Annotated in this window: 17 protein-coding genes and 1 pseudogene; 15 read left to right on the top strand and 3 right to left on the bottom strand. The window is 44.8% G+C overall.

Annotated features, from left to right (window positions below; all coding sequences use genetic code 11):
• Nucleotides 1-186 (top strand): hypothetical protein (locus MiSe_RS39895; protein WP_226591201.1); only part of this gene is annotated, 186 nt, incomplete at its 5' end.
• Nucleotides 187-393: 207 nt separating this feature from the next.
• Here the strand turns inward: MiSe_RS39895 and MiSe_RS39890 are convergent.
• The gene (locus tag MiSe_RS39890; RefSeq protein WP_226591198.1) at nucleotides 394-546 is read right to left on the bottom strand and encodes an isochorismate synthase; all 153 of its coding nucleotides are present in this window, start codon (nucleotides 544-546) and stop codon (nucleotides 394-396) included.
• Between the two features lie 362 nt (nucleotides 547-908).
• Here MiSe_RS39890 and MiSe_RS39885 point away from each other — a divergent pair, with 362 nt between their 5' ends.
• From MiSe_RS39885 to MiSe_RS39840, 10 genes and pseudogenes are all read left to right on the top strand, one after another.
• Nucleotides 909-2,354, top strand: a complete 1,446-nt coding sequence (locus MiSe_RS39885) for a nicotinate phosphoribosyltransferase (RefSeq protein WP_226591196.1) — start codon at nucleotides 909-911, stop codon at nucleotides 2,352-2,354.
• An 87-nt stretch (nucleotides 2,355-2,441) separates the two neighbouring features.
• A complete protein-coding gene (locus MiSe_RS39880) occupies nucleotides 2,442-3,029 on the top strand; it encodes a nicotinate-nucleotide adenylyltransferase (protein ID WP_226591194.1) in 588 nt (195 codons plus the stop codon).
• Entirely contained in the window at nucleotides 3,002-3,748 is a 747-nt protein-coding gene (locus tag MiSe_RS39875) for an NUDIX hydrolase (protein ID WP_226591192.1), read from the top strand. Before MiSe_RS39880 ends, MiSe_RS39875 begins: the two co-directional genes overlap by 28 nt.
• 8 nt (nucleotides 3,749-3,756) lie before the next feature.
• Nucleotides 3,757-5,505, top strand: coding sequence for an NAD+ synthase (locus MiSe_RS39870; RefSeq protein ID WP_226591190.1), 1,749 nt, complete (start codon nucleotides 3,757-3,759; stop codon nucleotides 5,503-5,505).
• 400 nt (nucleotides 5,506-5,905) lie between these two features.
• Nucleotides 5,906-6,115: a hypothetical protein gene (locus tag MiSe_RS39865; protein WP_226591188.1), complete on the top strand. Its 210-nt coding sequence runs from the start codon at nucleotides 5,906-5,908 to the stop codon at nucleotides 6,113-6,115.
• Between the two features lie 548 nt (nucleotides 6,116-6,663).
• Nucleotides 6,664-7,701: pseudogene (locus tag MiSe_RS39860) on the top strand (linear amide C-N hydrolase); the annotation flags it as partial.
• A 671-nt stretch (nucleotides 7,702-8,372) separates the two neighbouring features.
• Nucleotides 8,373-8,606: a response regulator gene (locus tag MiSe_RS39855; RefSeq protein ID WP_226591187.1), complete on the top strand. Its 234-nt coding sequence runs from the start codon at nucleotides 8,373-8,375 to the stop codon at nucleotides 8,604-8,606.
• Between the two features lie 30 nt (nucleotides 8,607-8,636).
• The gene (locus MiSe_RS39850; protein ID WP_226591185.1) at nucleotides 8,637-9,014 is read left to right on the top strand and encodes a response regulator; all 378 of its coding nucleotides are present in this window, start codon (nucleotides 8,637-8,639) and stop codon (nucleotides 9,012-9,014) included.
• A gap of 104 nt (nucleotides 9,015-9,118) precedes the next feature.
• Nucleotides 9,119-9,799: a hypothetical protein gene (locus MiSe_RS39845; RefSeq protein WP_226591182.1), complete on the top strand. Its 681-nt coding sequence runs from the start codon at nucleotides 9,119-9,121 to the stop codon at nucleotides 9,797-9,799.
• A 1,216-nt stretch (nucleotides 9,800-11,015) separates the two neighbouring features.
• Nucleotides 11,016-12,791, top strand: a complete 1,776-nt coding sequence (locus tag MiSe_RS39840) for an amidohydrolase (protein WP_226591180.1) — start codon at nucleotides 11,016-11,018, stop codon at nucleotides 12,789-12,791.
• An 80-nt stretch (nucleotides 12,792-12,871) separates the two neighbouring features.
• Here the strand turns inward: MiSe_RS39840 and MiSe_RS39835 are convergent, their stop codons facing one another.
• Complete coding sequence (locus MiSe_RS39835) at nucleotides 12,872-13,531, bottom strand: class I SAM-dependent methyltransferase (protein ID WP_226591178.1); 660 nt, start codon at nucleotides 13,529-13,531, stop codon at nucleotides 12,872-12,874.
• Nucleotides 13,532-13,710: 179 nt separating this feature from the next.
• Between MiSe_RS39835 and MiSe_RS39830 the strand changes: the two genes are divergently transcribed.
• Both MiSe_RS39830 and MiSe_RS39825 read left to right on the top strand, forming a co-directional pair.
• Nucleotides 13,711-14,598: a carbohydrate ABC transporter permease gene (locus MiSe_RS39830; RefSeq protein WP_226591176.1), complete on the top strand. Its 888-nt coding sequence runs from the start codon at nucleotides 13,711-13,713 to the stop codon at nucleotides 14,596-14,598.
• 1,183 nt (nucleotides 14,599-15,781) lie between these two features.
• On the top strand, nucleotides 15,782-16,549 hold the full coding sequence (locus tag MiSe_RS39825) for a hypothetical protein (RefSeq protein WP_226591173.1): 768 nt from the start codon (nucleotides 15,782-15,784) through the stop codon (nucleotides 16,547-16,549).
• Nucleotides 16,550-16,573: 24 nt separating this feature from the next.
• Here MiSe_RS39825 and MiSe_RS39820 read toward each other — a convergent pair whose 3' ends face one another.
• Nucleotides 16,574-16,768 (bottom strand): hypothetical protein, encoded by a 195-nt coding sequence (locus MiSe_RS39820; RefSeq protein ID WP_226591171.1) that lies wholly within the window; start codon nucleotides 16,766-16,768, stop codon nucleotides 16,574-16,576.
• 36 nt (nucleotides 16,769-16,804) lie between these two features.
• On the opposite strand from MiSe_RS39820, the gene MiSe_RS39815 reads away from it, so the two are divergent.
• Entirely contained in the window at nucleotides 16,805-17,062 is a 258-nt protein-coding gene (locus MiSe_RS39815) for a hypothetical protein (RefSeq protein ID WP_226591168.1), read from the top strand.
• Nucleotides 17,059-18,231: a murein transglycosylase A gene (gene mltA / locus MiSe_RS39810; RefSeq protein ID WP_226591166.1), complete on the top strand. Its 1,173-nt coding sequence runs from the start codon at nucleotides 17,059-17,061 to the stop codon at nucleotides 18,229-18,231. The genes MiSe_RS39815 and mltA overlap by 4 nt, the downstream gene beginning before the upstream one ends.
• The last annotated feature ends 699 nt before the right edge of the window (nucleotides 18,232-18,930 follow it).

The following is an 18,930-nucleotide window of genomic DNA, read 5'->3' as shown; positions in this document are numbered from 1 at the left end:
CTGTTGAGTGTAATTATGAGCTTTGCTTGGTTTGGTCGGCCTAAATCTTCGCAAATCTTTACAATCAGTCAGGTTTTGCAGAGATTTAGGGAGATTTGGGCAGATTTTTTGTCACTGTTGTCAGCCCCTGCTTTAACGTCACTAAATGAGATGTTAAAGCATCTACCAGAACAGCCAGATAGGTGACGGCCAAGCTAATCGTCTTTCAACTGCAATTTGTTAGCCAAGTTAAGTCAAACCAAGTTAATCATACCAAAAATCAGTGGAGAAAAATGGCATCCTCCACTGATTTTCATCTATAAATGGGTAATAGGTAATAGGTAATAGGTAATTGGTCATCAGGTAGTTAGCCATTAGCCATTAGCCATTAGCCATTACCCATTAACGTTTTTCCTACCAATCTGAGCTATCGCCTTCTTTATAAGGATCGCCTTCAAAAGGTTGTACGCCAGTAGGAGGATACTTATCATCAGTTGGGCCAAAAATGCGAGCTAATGCCCCAGAAAAATATTCGGAGATGTTTTCAATTGTTTTGGTGATATCCATAACCATGCTCCTGCTTTTGAGTTAAGTCGCAGTCCGCCAGTAGATTCATTATCGTTAATTTGTTCCCAATCGGGTAGGTTTGCAACACTTGTTTAAAGATATTTGCAATACTTTGCTGACTTTGAGCTAATTTGTTGCGTTTAAATGCAATATCCCCTGCTTGTGTAAACTTCAGAAACCCGGTTTCTTTAAGAAACCCGGTTTCTTGGGATTCAGAAACCCGGTTTCTGTAAGAAACCCGGTTTCTTGGGATTCAGAAACCCGGTTTCTTTAAGAAATCGGGTTTCTTGAAAAACGAGTTGACAGTATTATGGTAAATAATACTATAATTGAAGCAACCTAGATCGCAAGGAAGCTGGGCTATGAGAATTGCCCCTGACCGGAACCGCCTGCAAGAGGGGGATCCCAAGCAACCCCAAAGCGCGATAGACCGGGAACTTACGGTAAGTTGCGAAGATAACAGCTTGTTGACCGACCTGTATCAGCTGACAATGGCAGCTTGCTACGTCGGCGAAGGGTTGGATAGACGACCGGGAAGTTTTGAGCTATTTGTGCGTCGCTTACCAGAAAGGTTCGGTTATTTAATTGCTATGGGCTTGGAACAAGCCTTAGAATACTTAGAGAAATTCCGCTTTAGTCAAACACAGATAGAAGCATTAAAAGCGACGGGTATATTTGCCCATGCCCCAGAAGAATTTTGGTCGCTGCTAGCAGAAGCGCGCTTTACTGGCGATGTTTGGGCAGTTGCGGAAGGAACGGCTATTTTTGCTAACGAACCCTTGCTGCGGGTGGAAGCACCTTTATGGCAAGCGCAATTAGTAGAAACATACCTGCTCAATGCGATCAATTATCAAACTTTAATAGCGACGCGAGCAGCGCGGATGCGAGATGTAGCGGGACCAGAGGCAACCTTGTTAGAATTTGGCACGCGACGCGCTTTTAGTCCCCAAGGGGCGCTTTGGGCAGCGCGCGCGGCGTTAGCGGCGGGGTTAGATGCAACTTCTAATGTATTGGCAGCGTTGAAATTGGGTGAAAAACCTAGCGGGACGATGGCGCATTCATTAGTAATGGCGCTGACAGCATTAGAAGGCAGCGAAGCAGAAGCATTTACGGCATTTCACCGTTATTTTCCCGGCGCGCCCTTGTTAATCGATACTTACGATACCGTTGCAGCGGCGCAGAAATTGTCCCAAAGAGTGCAGTCAGGGGAAATGCAACTAGCGGGAGTGCGACTCGATTCGGGAGATTTGGTAACCTTGTCGCAACAGGTGCGGAGTCTTTTACCAGGCGTTCCTATATTTGCCAGCGGCGACTTAGATGAATGGGAAATAGCGCGATTAAAAGCTGCCGGTGCTGGCATTGACGGATATGGATTGGGAACAAAACTGGTAACGGGTTCCCCCGTTAATGGCGTCTACAAACTGGTGGAAATTGATAGCATTCCTACGATGAAACAGTCCAGCAGTAAAGTTACATATCCCGGACGCAAGCAAATTTTTCGAGCATTTGAAGCGAGTGAAATTAGGAGAGATATCTTAGGACTAATGTCAGAAACCTCAACCGATTCACATCCCCTACTACAGCTAGTCTTCAAACAAGGACAGCGAGTAAAACCCCCCGAAACCTTAGCAGAAATAAGACAACGCACCGCCAACAACGTTGCCAGTCTTCCCAGAGAAACCCGCCATCTAGATAACCCCATCCCGCCACCAATCGAAATTTCCGCATCCCTAGCAGAACTAACCCAAAAAACCCAAAAAGGTAATAGCGTTCCCAGGCAGATCCGTGGTCACGAGGGTAAACAGTAATGGCGTTCCCAGGCAGCTACGTGGTCACGAGGAAAAAATGCCCCAATTAGCAATTAGCAATTAGCAATTAGCAATTAGCAATCACCAATGACCAAAATCGCTTTATTTGGCACCAGTGCCGATCCGCCAACATCCGGACATCAAGCAATTATAAACTGGTTATCCCAACAGTTTGATTGGGTAGCAGTTTGGGCGTCGGATAACCCATTTAAATCGCACCAAACACCGCTGGAACATCGGCATACAATGCTGAGATTATTAATTTCAGAAATAGATCCGCCCCGACATAATATTAGCCTCCATCCAGAACTCAGCAGTCCCAGAACCTTAGAAACCGTCACCAAAGCTCATGCTGCTTGGCCTGATGCAGAGCTAACCTTAATTATAGGTTCAGACTTAGTCAAGCAGTTACCGCGTTGGTATCGAGTTGAAGAATTGTTGCGACAAGTCGATTTGCTGGTCGTTCCTAGATCAGGATATCTGGTAGAGGACAGCAGTTTAGAGGCGTTGAGGCGCCTGGGGGGTAAGATTGCGATCGCCGATTTTAACCCACCCGATGTTTCCTCCACAGCATATCGCGAACGTCAAGACCCGACCAGCTTAACTACAACCGTGAAAAATTACATTCATCAAACCCAATTATACGAATGCCAGGACGCAGTGCCAAAAAGATAGCAGATCCGGTCAACAAACAAAACTTAGCCGACTTTAAAGTCGGAGTCGATAACGTGATTTTCTCAGTCGATATCGCCCAAAATCGACTGTTGGTTTTGTTGGTGATGCGCCCAGACGAACCGTTTTTCGGTCAGTGGTGTTTACCGGGAACCCTGGTGCGTCATGGAGAATCTTTAGAAGACGCTGCTTATCGCATTTTGTCGGAAAAAATTAGGGTGAATAACCTGTACCTAGAACAGTTATACACCTTCGGCGGGCCCGGTCGCGATCCCCGGGAAGCACCCGATAGTTTTGGCGTGCGTTATCTATCAGTTAGTTACTTTGCCCTCGTGCGATTTGCCGAAGCAGAATTAATCGCCGATGGCGTTAGCGGGATTGCTTGGTATCCCATCAAGCAAGTGCCAAAATTAGGCTTTGACCATAACAAGATTTTAGAGTATGGTTATCGCCGTCTGCGTAACAAATTGGAATATAGTCCAATTGCTTTTGATGTCTTGCCGGAACTGTTTACTTTAAACGACCTTTATCAACTTTACACGACAGTTTTAGGAGATAACTTTTCCGACTATTCTAACTTTCGCGCTCGGTTATTGAAGTTAGGGTTTTTATGCGATACCGGATTAAAAGTGTCCCGCGGCGCGGGGCGTCCAGCGAGTTTGTATCGGTTTGATGCCGAAGCGTTTGCACCGTTTAAAGATAAGCCATTGGTGTTTATTTAAAGGGAAAAATGAAAATAGCTATTGCCCAATTAAATCCAACTATTGGCAACCTGAACGATAACGCCAAACAAATTCTAAATGCTGCTAAACAAGCAGCTGATATGGGAGTGCGTTTGTTACTAACGCCGGAACTTTCTTTATGTGGTTATCCGCCACGGGATTTGTTGTTAAATCCCAGCTTTGTGCAGTTGATGGCGACAACTTTGTCACAGCTAGCAAGGGATTTACCGCCGGATTTAGCGGTATTAGTAGGAACCGTGGAAGAAAACGAGCGATCGCACGTTGATGGCGGGAAACCATTATTCAACAGTATCGCCTGGTTAGAACAAGGAAAAATCCAGCAAATATTTCACAAGCGACTGTTACCAACCTACGACGTTTTTGACGAAAATCGGTACTTTGAACCAGGGTTAAAACCCAATTTGTTCGCACTCAATCTTAAGAATTCACAATCCCAAATCCTGATCGGCGTTACTATCTGCGAAGATTTATGGAACGATGAAGAATTTTGGGGGAAACGCAGCTATGCGATTAATCCGATTGCCGATTTAGCTAAACTGGGTGTAGATATGATTTTGAATATATCTGCTTCTCCCTACACAGTCGGCAAGCAAAAGTTACGAGAAGCGATGCTGAAACATGCTGCAATCCGCTATCAAAAACCGATTATCTATGCCAATCAAATTGGCGGGAACGACGATTTAATTTTCGATGGCAATAGCGTCGCGTTTAACTGTGAGGGAGAAGTTGTATGTCGCGCCGGTGGGTTTAAAACAGATTTAGTAATATTGCAATTTGACCCGAAAAAGCAGGATTTAGTTTCACCCAACGATCCCCCCCTACCCCCCCTGGCAAAGGGGGGGAGGCAAGAGCTAAAATCGATTGCGCCTTTACCAGAATGCGATGATGAAGAAATCTGGAACGCACTTGTATTGGGCGTGGGAGATTATGTCCGCAAGTGCGGTTTTGGTAAAATTGTGCTGGGATTGAGTGGGGGGATAGATTCGGCATTGGTAGCTGCGATCGCATCCGCCGCCATCGGTAAAGAAAATGTCTTGGGTGTCCTCATGCCTTCCCCCTACAGTAGCGATCATTCGGTAAAAGATGCGCTTAAATTAGCCGAAAATTTGGGCATACAAACGCAGATTTTACCGATTGGGGATTTAATGCAAGTTTACGACAAAATCTTAGAACCGCTGTTCGCCGGTACATCATTTGGGATTGCAGAGGAGAACATTCAATCGCGGATAAGGGGGAATTTGTTAATGGCGATCGCTAACAAATTTGGACACCTATTAATCTCGACGGGGAACAAGTCAGAAATGGCAGTTGGGTACTGTACGTTGTACGGGGATATGAATGGGGGATTGGCAGCGATCGCCGACGTACCCAAAACCCGTGTCTACTCGCTTTGTCGCTGGTTAAATAGCAAAGCAGAAAGCGAAATTATTCCGCAAAACATCATCACCAAAGCACCCAGCGCCGAACTAAAACCAGGACAAACCGATCAAGATTCCCTGCCAGCTTACGATATCCTCGACGATATTTTGCAGCGGTTTATTCAACAACACCAATCCCCCGCCCAAATAGTAGCCGCCGGACAAGATCCAGTTGTAGTAGATAAAGTAGTAAAATTAGTAACCCGTGCCGAATTTAAACGACGCCAAGCACCTCCAGGATTAAAAATTACCGATCGCGCCTTCGGTACCGGATGGCGAATGCCAATAGCGAGTAAATGGGTATTAGGAAACTCGTAGGAGTGGGTTTTACAGATACAGCGGATTGCAGGCGTATGAGGTACACCTTTGTGTGCAAGCAGCAAAAATGGCAGCCGCTACACAAACTCAGCCTTAAGGCTGTACCAAGACGAGGAATTTATCCGCTGTAATAACGCAAGTTGCTAGTTATAAACTTTGGCGTTGCTAATTGCTAATTGCTAATTGCTAATCTAGGATTTTTACCAATCTCGCCATTAGCCATTAGCCATTAGCCGCTCCCAGAGAGATAACTAGCAACTTGAGTTAATATCTGCATCCAACAAACAAACCAACTATATCAAGACTTACCCACGACGAGGCTATCACCTTTGTTTCTGCGTAGTTCTCAAGTTACCAAACCGACTATTTTTGATAGAAACCCGGTTTCTTTGCTTAAGTCGTGTGTTTATCATCTGTTTCTCGCATCAGGGAATTGCGGTTTTATCAACTTTGCGAGCGATCGCACTTAGATCGGATTCATCCACGCCCTGAAGCTAAGTTTCTTCACTTGTGCAGCAATAACACGGTTGTTGGTACTCAATTTCACAGCTTTCCCCAAACCTTTATCGGCAGAATTAGGGGAAGAAGAATTAACGATCGACTGAAATGAAAACCCATCCCATCGTAGTATTTTCCCCATCTCTTGGTTGATCAGTCATCGTCAATTTCTGGACTATTCCAACCCAGATACTTATAGCATTCTAAACTAGCTAACCTGAAACCGAAAATTAGCTCACTTTATATCTTGACAAATAAGCAAAAATCTTATTTTAACTAAAATTCATAAATCATGCCAGGTCAAAAGTAAACCTGTTTTTGTGAATACTTGCTTAAGTTTTTGGGAAAATTCGTTGCCGGAAGAACTTCCACAATAGCTAACTATATGTATTGTTGGCTCCCCGTCATATTGCTATGATAATGGCTGAAAATTACGGAGTTTAGTGTCATGAATCGTTTCATCAAAATAGGGAACGATGTGACGATATCCCTGTGGTTTGTGTTGAGTATTAGCTGAAAGATAAGATGAGTAAAATCAAACAATATCTCAAGCTCGTGGTGGCAGTTATGCTCTGCACCTTGATGCTGTGGACTCCTAACGCCCAAGCTTGCACCGGGATTATGCTCCGCAATGCAGACGGCTGATTCGTAAATGGCCGCACTGGTGAATTCGGATACTTCATAGATACTGACGTGGTTGTCATTCCAAGAAAGTACGAATTCGTTGGCGAGGTGCCGTCGAGCGCCCAAATACCGACGAACGTGCCAGCGGAGGGACTCAAGTTTACAACCCAGTACGCTTCCGTCGGCTTAATTGCATTTGACGTACTCGGTTATTTGGACGGTATGAATGAAAAGGGGCTGGCATTCGGAGCGTTCTATTTCCCCACATTCGCAAAGTATCCACAGATTACAAGCGAAAATGTCGCAAAGGCTCTGTCTCCGTCCCAGTTCGGAAACTGGGTATTGGGTCAATTTGCCACAGTTGCTGAAGTGAAAGAGGCGATCAAAAATGGCGAAGTCGTCATTGCAAATACGCCAGTAGAGGGATTCGGCGACGAGGCTCCTCCCTTTCACTATGTGGTCTACGACACAAGTTGTACCCGTAACCCTCGCAGTGACACCTCCCCTTGTATCAACAGCATCGTCATTGAGCCGCTGAATGGGGAATTGGTTGTCCACGACAATCCCCTCGGTGTAGTAACCAACTCGCCGGATTTCTCTTGGCACATGACCAATCTGCGTAACTATATTGCCCTTAATGCTCTCAATGTTCCCGAGATCAAGGTTAATGGGACGACGTTCACGCAAGTCGGACAAGGGACTGGTCTACTGGGTTTGCCCGGTGATTTTACGCCACCTTCGCGTTTTGTCAGAGCCGCTGTCTTTAGTGCAAGTGCGAAACCTTCTGAGAATGCTCGTGAGGGAATTGAACAGGTGTTTCATATCCTCAACAACTTCGACATTCCCCTTGGAGCTGCCCGCGCCATAGATGATGCAGGGAATCAGCACTATGACTACACCATCATCACGACAGCGCGAGATCCCCAGAGTTTGCGGTACTACTACAAGACCTATGAGGATCAGACGCTTCGCATGGTGAATCTGAACCAATTCGATTTGGATGCCCCGCAAGTCAAAAAGCTCAAGACGAATACGGATCAACCCATAATTAATATGAGCAAAAAGCTGCAATAATGGCGGTTAACCCTCCCATACAGTCATCAACTTAAGGGGCGAGAATGGGTCGATCTGCGCCCCATTATCCAGCAAAAATTCTCCCGTGGGAATACCCGCTGCGTCCTGTCCCCAATCCCACTGAAACCCAGTATCATATCATGTCCCTTCGCAAGGGTTGTGTAACTGCTAATAGCTAATAGCTAATCGCTAATGGCTGCTCTCTGACAATTGATATCATGTCCGGTCGATTACCCTGAATTAGGAGTAGGGAACATCCAACAGCTGCGTGAAAAAACTTTTAACCAATTGATGTTCCCTACAAGACAACGCACAAGAGAAGGTTTTTATTACGGGTGATTCAACGCACATGATATGACAATTAGCAAGCTGGCAATTAGCTATTAGCAAGTTGATCTCTGGTTACCAAACCAACGATTTTTCATATCACCAAAGTTTCTTTGCGTAGTCCTCGGGGCAACTTCCGTTGGCTGAAACCCTTGCCATACTTGACCCATAGCCAATTGGCCTCAAAGGTGAATCCTGGCATTAATAATAGGACTTAAGTGCGACGATACTATCACCAAAGTTTCTACGTAGATCTCTGGTTGCCAAACCAACGATTTTTCAGAGAAATCCGGTTTCTTTGCGTAAGACCTGATTAAATTTAACGGCGTAGGAACTTAGCCCCCATGAAAATTATATTAGTTGAGGACGATCGAACAACAGCAGCGCTTCTCTGGGACACTCTCACTGACCATCGCTATGCTGTCGATTTAGCGAGGGATGGGCAATTGGCATTGGAGTTGTTAATGCAGTGGAATTACGCTCTGATTTTGCTCGATGTATTAATTCCCAAAATGGATGGAATTAGCCTCTGTCGTCAACTAAGCTCCCAATTTAAACTATTCGTCGTGCAATGCTGAGGCTCAATAACGCGCAACGACGACGGCAGCATGACGAAACACATCCTGGTGATTGACGATGAAGCCGACATTCGAGACGTAATGCAAATGTCGCTGCAAGGCTTTGCTGGTTGGCAAGTGATGCAGGCGGAGTCTGGCAGCGAAGGCTTGCTCAAAGCGAAGGCAGAACTTTTTGATGCCATCCTTCTCGATATCTCAATGCCGGATCTGGACGGGTTTGAGTGCTTTGAGCAGCTGCAAGCCGATCTAAAAACTCAGATGATTCCAGTTATTTTGCTGACGGCTAAAGCATTGCCTAGCGATCGTCGTCGCTTTGCTGCCATGGGGGTAGCCGGAGTGATTATTAAGCCATTCAGTTCAAAACAAGTCTGGAAACAGGTGGCTGCAATTTTAGGATGGAGTGTTTAGAGACTGTCTTGAAGCAACAGTGTTCTGAGCAATTTCTTATATTTATATGCTATTGTACTCTTAATTTTCTTCTATTGACAAGCTGAAAAAGTGAGGTTGTTCTGATGCAGTTGCCATATCAAGTATTCCAGATTCCCGAACTAGCCAGTCTAACTAATCGAATTGAGGAGTTGCTGAACCTTGGGGCTTTCTCAGATGCACAAAATGGTCATCATCAAGTAATGACTGGTGACGATGTTAAAAAATTCATACCAGGCTTGTATGATTTTTACCTTGGCGAAGGATTGCGTTTATGCAGCGCATACGCGGGCAAAACCCTATACCCCCTGCTAAGGGAAAAGCCCCAAATCAACATAACTGTCTTCAGAGCAACTGAGTACGCTCACAAATGGCATCACGATACTTATGAGATGATTTGTGTCGCTTACTTCTGTCAAACTCCCCCACAGGGCGGAAGTGAGTTATTAATTGCTACCGATGAGTGGCAGGGCATCCGACTGATTTTACCTAAGAGAATTCAGAGATTCTTCGACAAGATGTGTATCTGGCTTGCTGAGCGTAACCTGATGAAGATAGAAAGGGTGGCTGTTAACCCTGGGATGGTGTTAGTGGCACACGGACAGAAATATATTCATCAAGTGCAACCTCCCCAGGAGGGAGAGCTCAGGATCGCTGCCATCTTAACATACGCTCCTTTACCGCCCGATCAGCAGGTTGTAGGAGCAGGCAACGCAAATGACGAACAAATCGTGGACGTAGAGCTGAATCGAATCGTCGGACCTTGATTCACCATGGTGCAAATGTCGATTCTAGTTTGACTAAGGCTTGTTCGTATCTCAATCCCTTAAAATCAGTTTTTTGTAAGAGCCATGGGAAGCACGGCTCTTACAGCATTCTAAACTAGCTAACCTGAAACCGAAAATTAGCTAACTTTATATCTTGACAAATCAGCCAAAATCTTATTTTAACTAAAATTCATAACTCATGCCAGGTCAAAAGTAAACCTGTTTTTGTGAATACTTGCTTAAGTTTTTGGGAAAATTCGTTGCCGGAAGAACTTCCACAATAGCTAACTATATGTATTGTTGGCTGCCCGTAATATTGCTATGATAATGGCTGAAAATTACGGAGTTTAGTGTCATGAATCGTTTCATCAAAATAGGGAACGATGTGACGATATCCCTGTGGTTTGTGTTGAGTATTAGCTGAAAGATAAGATGAGTAAAATCAAACAATATCTCAAGCTCGTGGTGGCAGTTATGCTCTGCACCTTGATGCTGTGGACTCCTAACGCCCAAGCTTGCACCGGGATTATGCTCCGCAATGCAGACGGCTGATTCGTAAATGGCCGCACTGGTGAATTCGGATACTTCATAGATACTTGTGTAACTGCTAATAGCTAATAGCTAATCGCTAATGGCTGCTCTTTGACAATTGATATCATGTCCGGTCGATTACCCTGAACCAGGAGTAGGGAACATCCAACAGCTGCGTGAAAAAACTTTTAACCAATTGATGTTCCCTACAAGACAACGCACAAGAGAAGGTTTTTATTACGGGTGAGTCAACGCACATGATATGACAATTAGCCAGCTGGCAATTAGCTATTAGCAAGTTGATCTCTGGTTGCAAAACCAACAATTTTTCGGCTCACCTTTGTTTCTTTGCGTAAGTCCTGACTTTCTGAAATTGAGGAAGTTTACAACCATGTACATGAATGCAAATTATCCCGCTTGCACTTGCTGCAATCCCCTATTTTACCATTTTTGGCTCCAAGTCATGCGTCGTAAATTTCTCCAGGGGACTGAAACCTTGACAGCAGCTATCATGGGCAGTGGATCTAAATCTATGAACGCCCAAACCTATTTTGCTGCTAGCAGTGGTTCTCACTCTGGGAAAGATCAAGGCAAGGGTAAGCAGAATGCGATCGCAAAAGATCCGGGAATTGCAGAGACTTCTCCACCTGTGCCAACGATTTATGTGGCGAAGAAAATTATCACAATGGAAGATTCCCAACCGACAGCAGAAGCTGTGGCGGTGTTAGGGGATACTATCCTTGCCGTTGGCAGTCTGAAAGAGGTGCAGCAAGCATTGCATAATTTGGGCTACCATCACGTTAAAAAAGATGAGATCGATCGCACCTTTGAAAACAAAGTCATCCTACCCGGATTCGTAGAACATCACATTCACCCCCTGTTGGGAGCCATGACAATGGCAGTGGAGATTATCGCCATTGAAGACTGGACAGTACCAGGGAAAGAATCTAAAGCTGCGCAGGATGAAACTGAGTACAAGAATCGTTTAAAAGCGGCTCTCGTTAAGATGAGGGATTCTGGTAGTCCTGAAAATGAGACCCTTTTCACTTGGGGATACCACCACTATTTTCATGGTATTTGTTATCGAGATGCACTGGATCAGATTTGCGAAGAAGTGGGTCAACAGAATCGTCCCGTCGTTATCTGGCATCGTTCCTGCCACGAATTCATTTTCAATACTGTCGCTTTAAACAAATATAATATCCATCAGGACTGGATTGACACAGGAGATCCGCAAGAGCAAAATCAGGCAGATCTGGCCAATGGACATTTCTGGGAGAAGGGAATGGAATTGATTCTATCCAACATTGCGCTAGATTTGTTGAGTGAAAATCGGGTAAAAGCAGGGCTGGACATTTTCAGGAAATATTTACTCTCAAAAGGGATTACCACTATCTGCGAACCTGGCACCCAAATGGATGAGGAAATTCACGAGCAGATATGGAACCCCGGACTAAACACAGAAGATACTGCCTTCCGCACCTACTTTATTCCTGATGGTCGCGTCCTTTACGATGAGCATAAAAACTCTAATAGTGTGGGGAAATTGATTGAAGACACGGAAAGCTGGCTAGACAAAGGCACAGGAAAAGTTGATTGGCTACCCAACCAAGTTAAACTCTTTGCAGATGGGGCGATTTTCTCACAACTGATGCAGTTGCAAGATCCCTATTTAGATGGACATCAAGGCGAATGGATCGCCAAGCCAAAAGACTATAAAGCAGCTTTTAAGATCTATTGGGAAGCGGGTTATCAAATCCACACCCATGTCAATGGCGATGAGGGTTTGCGGGTTGTTATTGAAACGCTAAGTAATAACATCAAATCCTGCGATCGTCCTGACCACCGCTTCACGGTTGTTCATTTTGCGGTGTCCACAGAAGAGCAGGTCCAAGAGCTGAAGGAACTAGGAGCAATTGTCTCCGCAAACCCTTACTACGTCACGGCTCTCGCAGATAAATATTCTCACAAAGGTCTAGGTCCAGAGCGAGCGCTAAATATGGTGCGTTTAGGCTCTGTCGCGAATGAAGGGATGAAAATCGGACTTCATTCCGATATGCCGATGGCTCCAGCAGATCCCCTCTTCTTGGCTTGGTGTGCAGCCACCCGCATTCTTGCAGAGAAGATCGATAAGAGTTTAAAACCAATCGTTGCTGCTCCTGAACAGTGTATCAGTGTGGAACGCGCCCTTAGTGGTATAACTATCGAATCTGCTTACTTTATACAGAAGGAGGATGAAGTCGGCAGCATTAAACCCAATAAGAAGGCAAACTTCGCCATTTTGGAGGAAGATCCTTTAGCTGTTCCGAAACAACAACTCAAAGATATTGCTGTTTGGGGTTGCGTATTTGAGGGTCAAAAATTCCCGGCTCACCAACAACCAGAAACTCTTCCAATTGAAGTCAGTAAATTTGACCTGAAGCATGTCAACCTGGCGGCAATGGCAAGAACACGAGGCTAATTAATTTTCCTAGGATGCGTTACGACTTTACCTTACGCCGTAACGCATCTGGAATTACCGCAAGTTGCAGCAGTTTGGAACTATTTAGTCCCCACAATCATCACCCCGCAAAACCCCAACTCATAAGTTGCCACTGCGAAATTATGAGACTCCATTAAATCTTGAAAATAGTTGATGGGATAAGCATAAGCCGTATGTTCTCCGTCTTCCATAATCACCTTATTTCCGTCAATACTATTGACCTTGTAGCCGCAATTTTCATAAAGTTTCAATCTTTCCTCCATCACGGCATCACTGCACTGATAGGTGGAAATAAAAATCCGTTCTTCAACCCATTGACTCAGCCCCCTAAACAGATCTGGATGAATTTCTGGCGGCATATTACCAATTGTATTCCAGGCTAAAGTGGCAAACTGATAAGTCTGAGACAGGAGAGATTGTAAATCCTTAGCATTACCATGAATAACATGGACATTAGGGAAATCCTTGGTGCGGTTTCTGGAAAGATTGACCAGATGTTGAGAATAGTCAATTCCGAGTATTTCTTCAACAACTGGGGCAAGGATCTCCAGATAGCGACCATCTCCACAGCCTATTTCCAGCAGACTTTTAGATCCTCGCAAATTATTTAAGAGAAAATCTTCCTCAAGTGCCATATATTCTTGAATCCCTTCAGGATACTTCTGACGATCGAGAAGTCCCCGACCTTTTTCCTGTTCATAAATATTTGTACTTGCCATCTTCTTTCTTTTAACCTTTTACATCAAGTACATAATATAACATTAATCCAAAATCGAAACTTGTGTTTGATTGGCTGGAAGTGCGATCGCAAATACCAAGTCATAAGCAGACTTGAGTCGATGAACAGGTGCTAAAAGATGTAGTATATTTAGGCAGTTAATCTGCTTGCCTTTAAACTATGCAAAATTTGTTACCGAAAGATTGGCTGACTCGGCAACGGCAATTCACGCCTTACCTATTTTTACTCCCTGCTTTACTCGTTTTAGGTTTAACTGTATTTTGGCCTGCTTTGCAAGCTTTTTACCTCAGCTTTACTCGTTATGACCTCTCTCAATCTCCCGAATGGGTAGGTTTGGCTAATTTTCAGCGTTTGTGGAATGACCGCGTTTTTTGGAAAACCCTAGGAAATACCCTGTTATATCTCGTCGGCGTTGTACCGATTTTGGTTATTGCACCCCTGTTAATCGCAATTTTAGTTAATCGTAAACTCCGTGGAATAAACTGGTTTCGGGCGGCTTTTTATACACCCGTCGTCATTTCAATGGTTGTAGCTGGAATTGCCTGGAAATGGCTTTATGCTGAAAACGGTTTGTTGAATCAATTTCTAGCACAATTTGGCTTTAAAACTGGTATTCCTTGGTTGACCAGTCCAAATTGGGCAATTTATAGCGTCATGGCGGTAACAATATGGAAAGGATTGGGTTATTACATGGTAGTTTATTTAGCCGGGTTGCAATCCATCCCCGATGAACTTTATGAAGCTGCGGCGATGGATGGTTCGGATGGTATTCGCAAACATTGGGATATTACCGTGCCGTTGATGAAACCCTATATGTTTTTAGTAGGGGTGATTTCTGCTATATCCGCCACCAAAGTTTTTGAAGAAGTTTACATCATGACTCAAGGTGGGCCGCGCAATAGTTCTAAGACAGTTGTATACTACCTCTACGAACAGGCTTTCCAAAATTTAGAAATTAGCTATGCCTGCACTATCGGGTTAGTCTTATTTTTGGTCATTTTGGGATTATCGATTTTGCGAATCCTCATCAGTCATGAGCGACTGTAGCGTGCGTGAGTTTTTACCTATCGATTCCTGACCCACTATCCAAGACTGGTGCGTTACACTGCGTTAACGCACTACAAGTTTGAGGGCGAGTCCTGCGTTACACTGCGTTAACGCACCCTACAAGTTTGGGTTTGGGCTATCGCTCTCTCAGCTTTCTACCATGCTTTGTCATATTTATCCCCTCCCGCAACTTTTTTTAACATAATCTGAGCATTTACTCAAACTCGTTCAACGGTGCATCAGGTAGCAAGCTTAACAATATCTAGCTCGTGCAGCAAGGGTTTCTATAAATTTAATCCATAGGTAAGCAAATAATCGCAGGCAAAAATAGTAAAGTTTAGTTTCACATGCTTGCTAACCAAATAGAGCGGTGATACATTAAGCATAGAAGCAAAGAAAAGCTTCTTCTGGCAGATAAAACAGCCAAAGCCAAGTGTAGTTTAGTTAAGAGGAAAAAAGAGCTGTTTCATTTGAATCTGTCTCTTGCGAAAACAATAACTACCGGAATGAAAGTTGATATTTCCTAAAATGGTGGATGGGGAGTAATGCAACTAAGATGAATGAACTTTTTGAAAAAGGTTTTGCTAGTTGCAACTCTAGATAGAATGAACCAAAATGAGGAAATCGCTCAGCAAATCAGAGGTGGATGTTGTTGTATTGTCAAATCGAAGTTGATAGCGGGTCTTGCCTACAAGACCCGCTAAACTTTATGAATAGGAATTACGCGCAAGTTCCCGGTTTATCGGAAAAATTGTGGGTTTGGGAACCAGAGATCGACGGTCGAAACCGGGTTTCTGGCCTCTTCTTGCGTAAGTCATGATGAAGTAAAGCTGGCTGGAAATCAGAAACGTAAAGTTTAGTTTCAAAGGCTTGATGTCTAACATAGGTAGTGATAAATTAATAATCGAAGCTGATAAAGCTTCTGGCAGACAAAACAGCAAAGTCGACAAAAAGTAAAGAGGTAAAAAGAGCTGTTTAATTCAAATCTGTCTGTAACCAAACACAACAACACCCAACGCGAAAATTGATATTTCCTCAGATGTTGGCTAAGGGAGTAAAGCAACCGAGAAACAAGAATTGCTAAATCGGAGCGGCTCCAACTAGGATATAACAATGAGAGGAAATCACTCAAGGAGTAGAAGCTTGGGTGTTGTTGTGTTTGAGAGCGTGTAAATAACAGATCATGGCAATCATTGCCCTGCGAGCCTGGTATCTCCAGCAATACGAACCACTGAAAGAATTAGAAAAACGTCCCCACGACCTGCGCCTGAGCAAAAATAGTTTGCTGAAATCCGGTTTGCGAGCGGACTTTTTAGAAGACAGTCACGAAGTAAAAGCCTCAGCTTGGTTTCAGCGTTACCTGGATGGGGAGACGGTAGAATTTTACATCGAAGGTAGCGGCGGCTATGCCATCTCGAACATAGACTTGAGCAGTCACGAGATTTATTTCACCAAGCAGACGGTGATGGCAAATTTGGATCCCATAATTTTCTTGTGCTATCAAAATGAGTATGCTGCTGCCAGCGAGGCGTTGCGGGAGGGACTGCAAAAAACGTTGGAGAAGTTGAACAAGCGATCGCGGGTGCCTCTAATATTAGAAGAATCCCACCGACCAACGGATGCCCCGATTCGACTCAACAGCACGCAAATGCGGAAAATCTGCAAAAGTCTGTTAATGATAGCAGACACTACCCCCATCACCAGTTTTGCAGGCAAGGATACTACCCAGCTAATTCCAGGTCCCCAAGTCTGCATCGAACTGGGATATGCCCTACAATGCAAGCGCACCGAGCAAATATTACTGGCGCAGATGGAACGCCCGGACTTGAACGGGCAATTTCCGTTTGATTTGCCCAATTATCAACGGCTATCGTTTAAAACCGCAGCAGAACTCGATAAAATGCTGCCTAAAGCGATCGAAGCTCAACTGGCAAGGTATAACTTGTTCTAATTGCTAATCGCTAATTGCTAATCGCTAATCGGCGTCAGAGAGATGGGGAAGACAAGGGGATGAAAAAGTAATATACTCTCCCCTAGTTCCCAACCTGCCCCATGACCCTCGTTCCCATGCTCTGGGTGGGAACGCCATTACCCTCGTTCCCATGCTCTGGGTGGGAACGCCATTACCCGATGAGAAATCAATCGCGCGTTTTGACCCCAATCGCCGCATAATGTTTTCCGTGCAGTCAATTATAAAAATCCAGTTATGCCCAAACCTAGTGAATATGCCGTACACCTGCTAATCGATGGCGGTCATCGAGAAGAAGTGCGGTTTCCGACTATTCAAGATTTCCAAAAGTGGTACAGTGGCGAATTAGTACCTAAGTCTGGGTCGGACGACTTTATTAATGTCCCGATTAAGAATATCCAGGGAGAATATATGGTCGTGCGTCCATCGCGCGTTTTGGCAATTCGGGTAGAACCAGTTTTTACAAGCAGTATCGACCGCTCATACGTAGAATGATTAAAACCCTAGCTTCTTTAACTCTCGGTCTGAGCATTGCCATCGGCACCGTTACTTTACCAGTTCTGTCGGCGCCCCTGCAACTTGTCAGTAGCGAACAGATAGATGTTGCGGCGGACTCCCTGGGACTCGACGATCAACTTTGGGGACGTGACGGCGAACCCGGGGATAAGCGATCGCTCATCACCTCCATCGACCACAGTATCACCTTTCTGCAAACTCCCAGAGCTGCCCAAGTTTACCGCAACTATCCGGTCAGGGGAATTACCCGCGATCGCGTAGAGCGTTCCCTCGTTCGCTTCCGCCAGCTTGTGCTGGCTGCGGATTCCCCAGCACAACTGAGAGAATCTGTCAAGCAGGAATTTGTATTTTACAAATCTGTGGGTAAAGATGGTCGGGGAAGCGTCTTTTTTACCGGATACTACGAACCAATTTATCAAGCCAGTCGCGTTGCCACTCCAGAGTTTCGCTATCCACTGTATCGCCAACCGCCAAATATGGAAAGCTGGCGCAAACCTCATCCGACGCGCATCCAGCTAGAAGGAAGAGATGGGTTAAGTGGAAATGGACTGTTACGCGGGTTGGAATTGGTTTGGTTGCGCGATCGCTTGGAAGCGTTTTTGGTACAAATCCAAGGTTCGGCTCAACTACAGCTAACCGATGGTACCACGATGACGGTCGGCTATGACGGCGGTACGGATTACCCTTATACCAGCGTCGGGCGACAAATCGCTGGCGATGGGAAATTGCCTTTAGATGGGTTAACTTTACCCGTACTGATCGACTTTTTCCGCCGCAATCCTTTCGAGTTGAGTAATTATATTCCGCGCAACAATCGCTTTATCTTTTTCAGAGAAACTCACGGTGCGCCTGCTATGGGTAGCATACAAGTGCCGGTGACAGCAGAGCGATCTATTGCAACCGATAAATCTTTAATGCCTCCAGGTGCTTTAGCGCTAATTCACACGCGAGTTCCCTTTCCTACGGCAGTTAAAGGAAAAATGGAACAGCGTTTGGTGAGTCGCTACGTGTTGGATCAAGATACTGGCAGTGCGATTCGCGGCGCTGGTCGCGTGGATTATTATATGGGGACTGGTGAAGTTGCAGGCGATCGCGCAGGCGTGATCGGTTGGACCGGGCAGTTGTATTATCTGCTACTGAAGGAGTAGGTTTATGATGGCGATCGCGCTGGGTAAGGAGTGCGATCGCTCCATACTATTGCTCAATCATCTGAGCTGATTTGCAGGTTTCAGTGCCAAAATGCTTGATAAATTGAGCTGAAGCGATCGCTTAAAAGATAGCTAAATATGGAAAACCGATCTTCAAATCTGTAGTTAAAACAGTAGCAAGAGAATCTCACCATATCTGCACCTATTGGAGGAATATCCGATCGTGCAACTCTTACCCTACGATAGCTTTACCATTCAAAGCCAAGATTCACTTTCCGATGTAATCGGGAGGCTAGAAGCTCAAATCGAAGCTAGAAAAGCATTTCGATCTTATTTTTCTCGCAACCATGCGCCTTATGAAGGCAGGATCGATAGCGCTGGTTTTGAGATCCATCGCATTATACACCTAAAAAATTCGGGAGATTGGTAGCTCCGTCAATTTATTGCGGGGCGGAAAATCGACGCGAGCGGTTTTAACCGCAGTCAATATTAAGCTTAATTAATGTTGGCTTTAGAATTGAGAGTATACAATTACAATATAGATTAATTAGGAGGTAATAGTAATTGGCTAAAAGTAAGACATCAACATTCGTAACAGAACTGCCATTAATTGTAGATAGCTTGCAAGAGAAGCAATTACTATCTCGGTTTCAAGCAGCACGGCAACTATACAATGCCTGCCTCAACGAAGCGATGGCA

Source organism: Microseira wollei NIES-4236, assembly GCF_020521235.1.
GTDB classification, from domain to species: domain Bacteria; phylum Cyanobacteriota; class Cyanobacteriia; order Cyanobacteriales; family Aerosakkonemataceae; genus Microseira; species Microseira wollei.
This window is presented reverse-complemented; position numbering and strand designations above follow the sequence as displayed.

Bases quoted from the DNA above. Each gene is read 5' to 3' on its own strand.
- MiSe_RS39835 (WP_226591178.1), bottom strand. From the start codon at position 13,531: ATGGCAAGTACAAATATTTATGAACAGGAAAAAGGTCGGGGACTTCTC.
- MiSe_RS39825 (WP_226591173.1), top strand. From the start codon at position 15,782: ATGGCAATCATTGCCCTGCGAGCCTGGTATCTCCAGCAATACGAACCA.
- MiSe_RS39840 (WP_226591180.1), top strand. From the start codon at position 11,016: ATGGAAGATTCCCAACCGACAGCAGAAGCTGTGGCGGTGTTAGGGGAT.
- MiSe_RS39880 (WP_226591194.1), top strand. From the start codon at position 2,442: ATGACCAAAATCGCTTTATTTGGCACCAGTGCCGATCCGCCAACATCC.
- MiSe_RS39820 (WP_226591171.1), bottom strand. From the start codon at position 16,768: ATGCGGCGATTGGGGTCAAAACGCGCGATTGATTTCTCATCGGGTAAT.
- MiSe_RS39885 (WP_226591196.1), top strand. From the start codon at position 909: ATGAGAATTGCCCCTGACCGGAACCGCCTGCAAGAGGGGGATCCCAAG.
- MiSe_RS39875 (WP_226591192.1), top strand. From the start codon at position 3,002: ATGCCAGGACGCAGTGCCAAAAAGATAGCAGATCCGGTCAACAAACAA.
- MiSe_RS39855 (WP_226591187.1), top strand. From the start codon at position 8,373: ATGAAAATTATATTAGTTGAGGACGATCGAACAACAGCAGCGCTTCTC.
- MiSe_RS39850 (WP_226591185.1), top strand. From the start codon at position 8,637: ATGACGAAACACATCCTGGTGATTGACGATGAAGCCGACATTCGAGAC.
- MiSe_RS39890 (WP_226591198.1), bottom strand. From the start codon at position 546: ATGGATATCACCAAAACAATTGAAAACATCTCCGAATATTTTTCTGGG.
- MiSe_RS39830 (WP_226591176.1), top strand. From the start codon at position 13,711: ATGCAAAATTTGTTACCGAAAGATTGGCTGACTCGGCAACGGCAATTC.
- MiSe_RS39845 (WP_226591182.1), top strand. From the start codon at position 9,119: ATGCAGTTGCCATATCAAGTATTCCAGATTCCCGAACTAGCCAGTCTA.
- mltA (WP_226591166.1), top strand. From the start codon at position 17,059: ATGATTAAAACCCTAGCTTCTTTAACTCTCGGTCTGAGCATTGCCATC.
- MiSe_RS39870 (WP_226591190.1), top strand. From the start codon at position 3,757: ATGAAAATAGCTATTGCCCAATTAAATCCAACTATTGGCAACCTGAAC.
- MiSe_RS39815 (WP_226591168.1), top strand. From the start codon at position 16,805: ATGCCCAAACCTAGTGAATATGCCGTACACCTGCTAATCGATGGCGGT.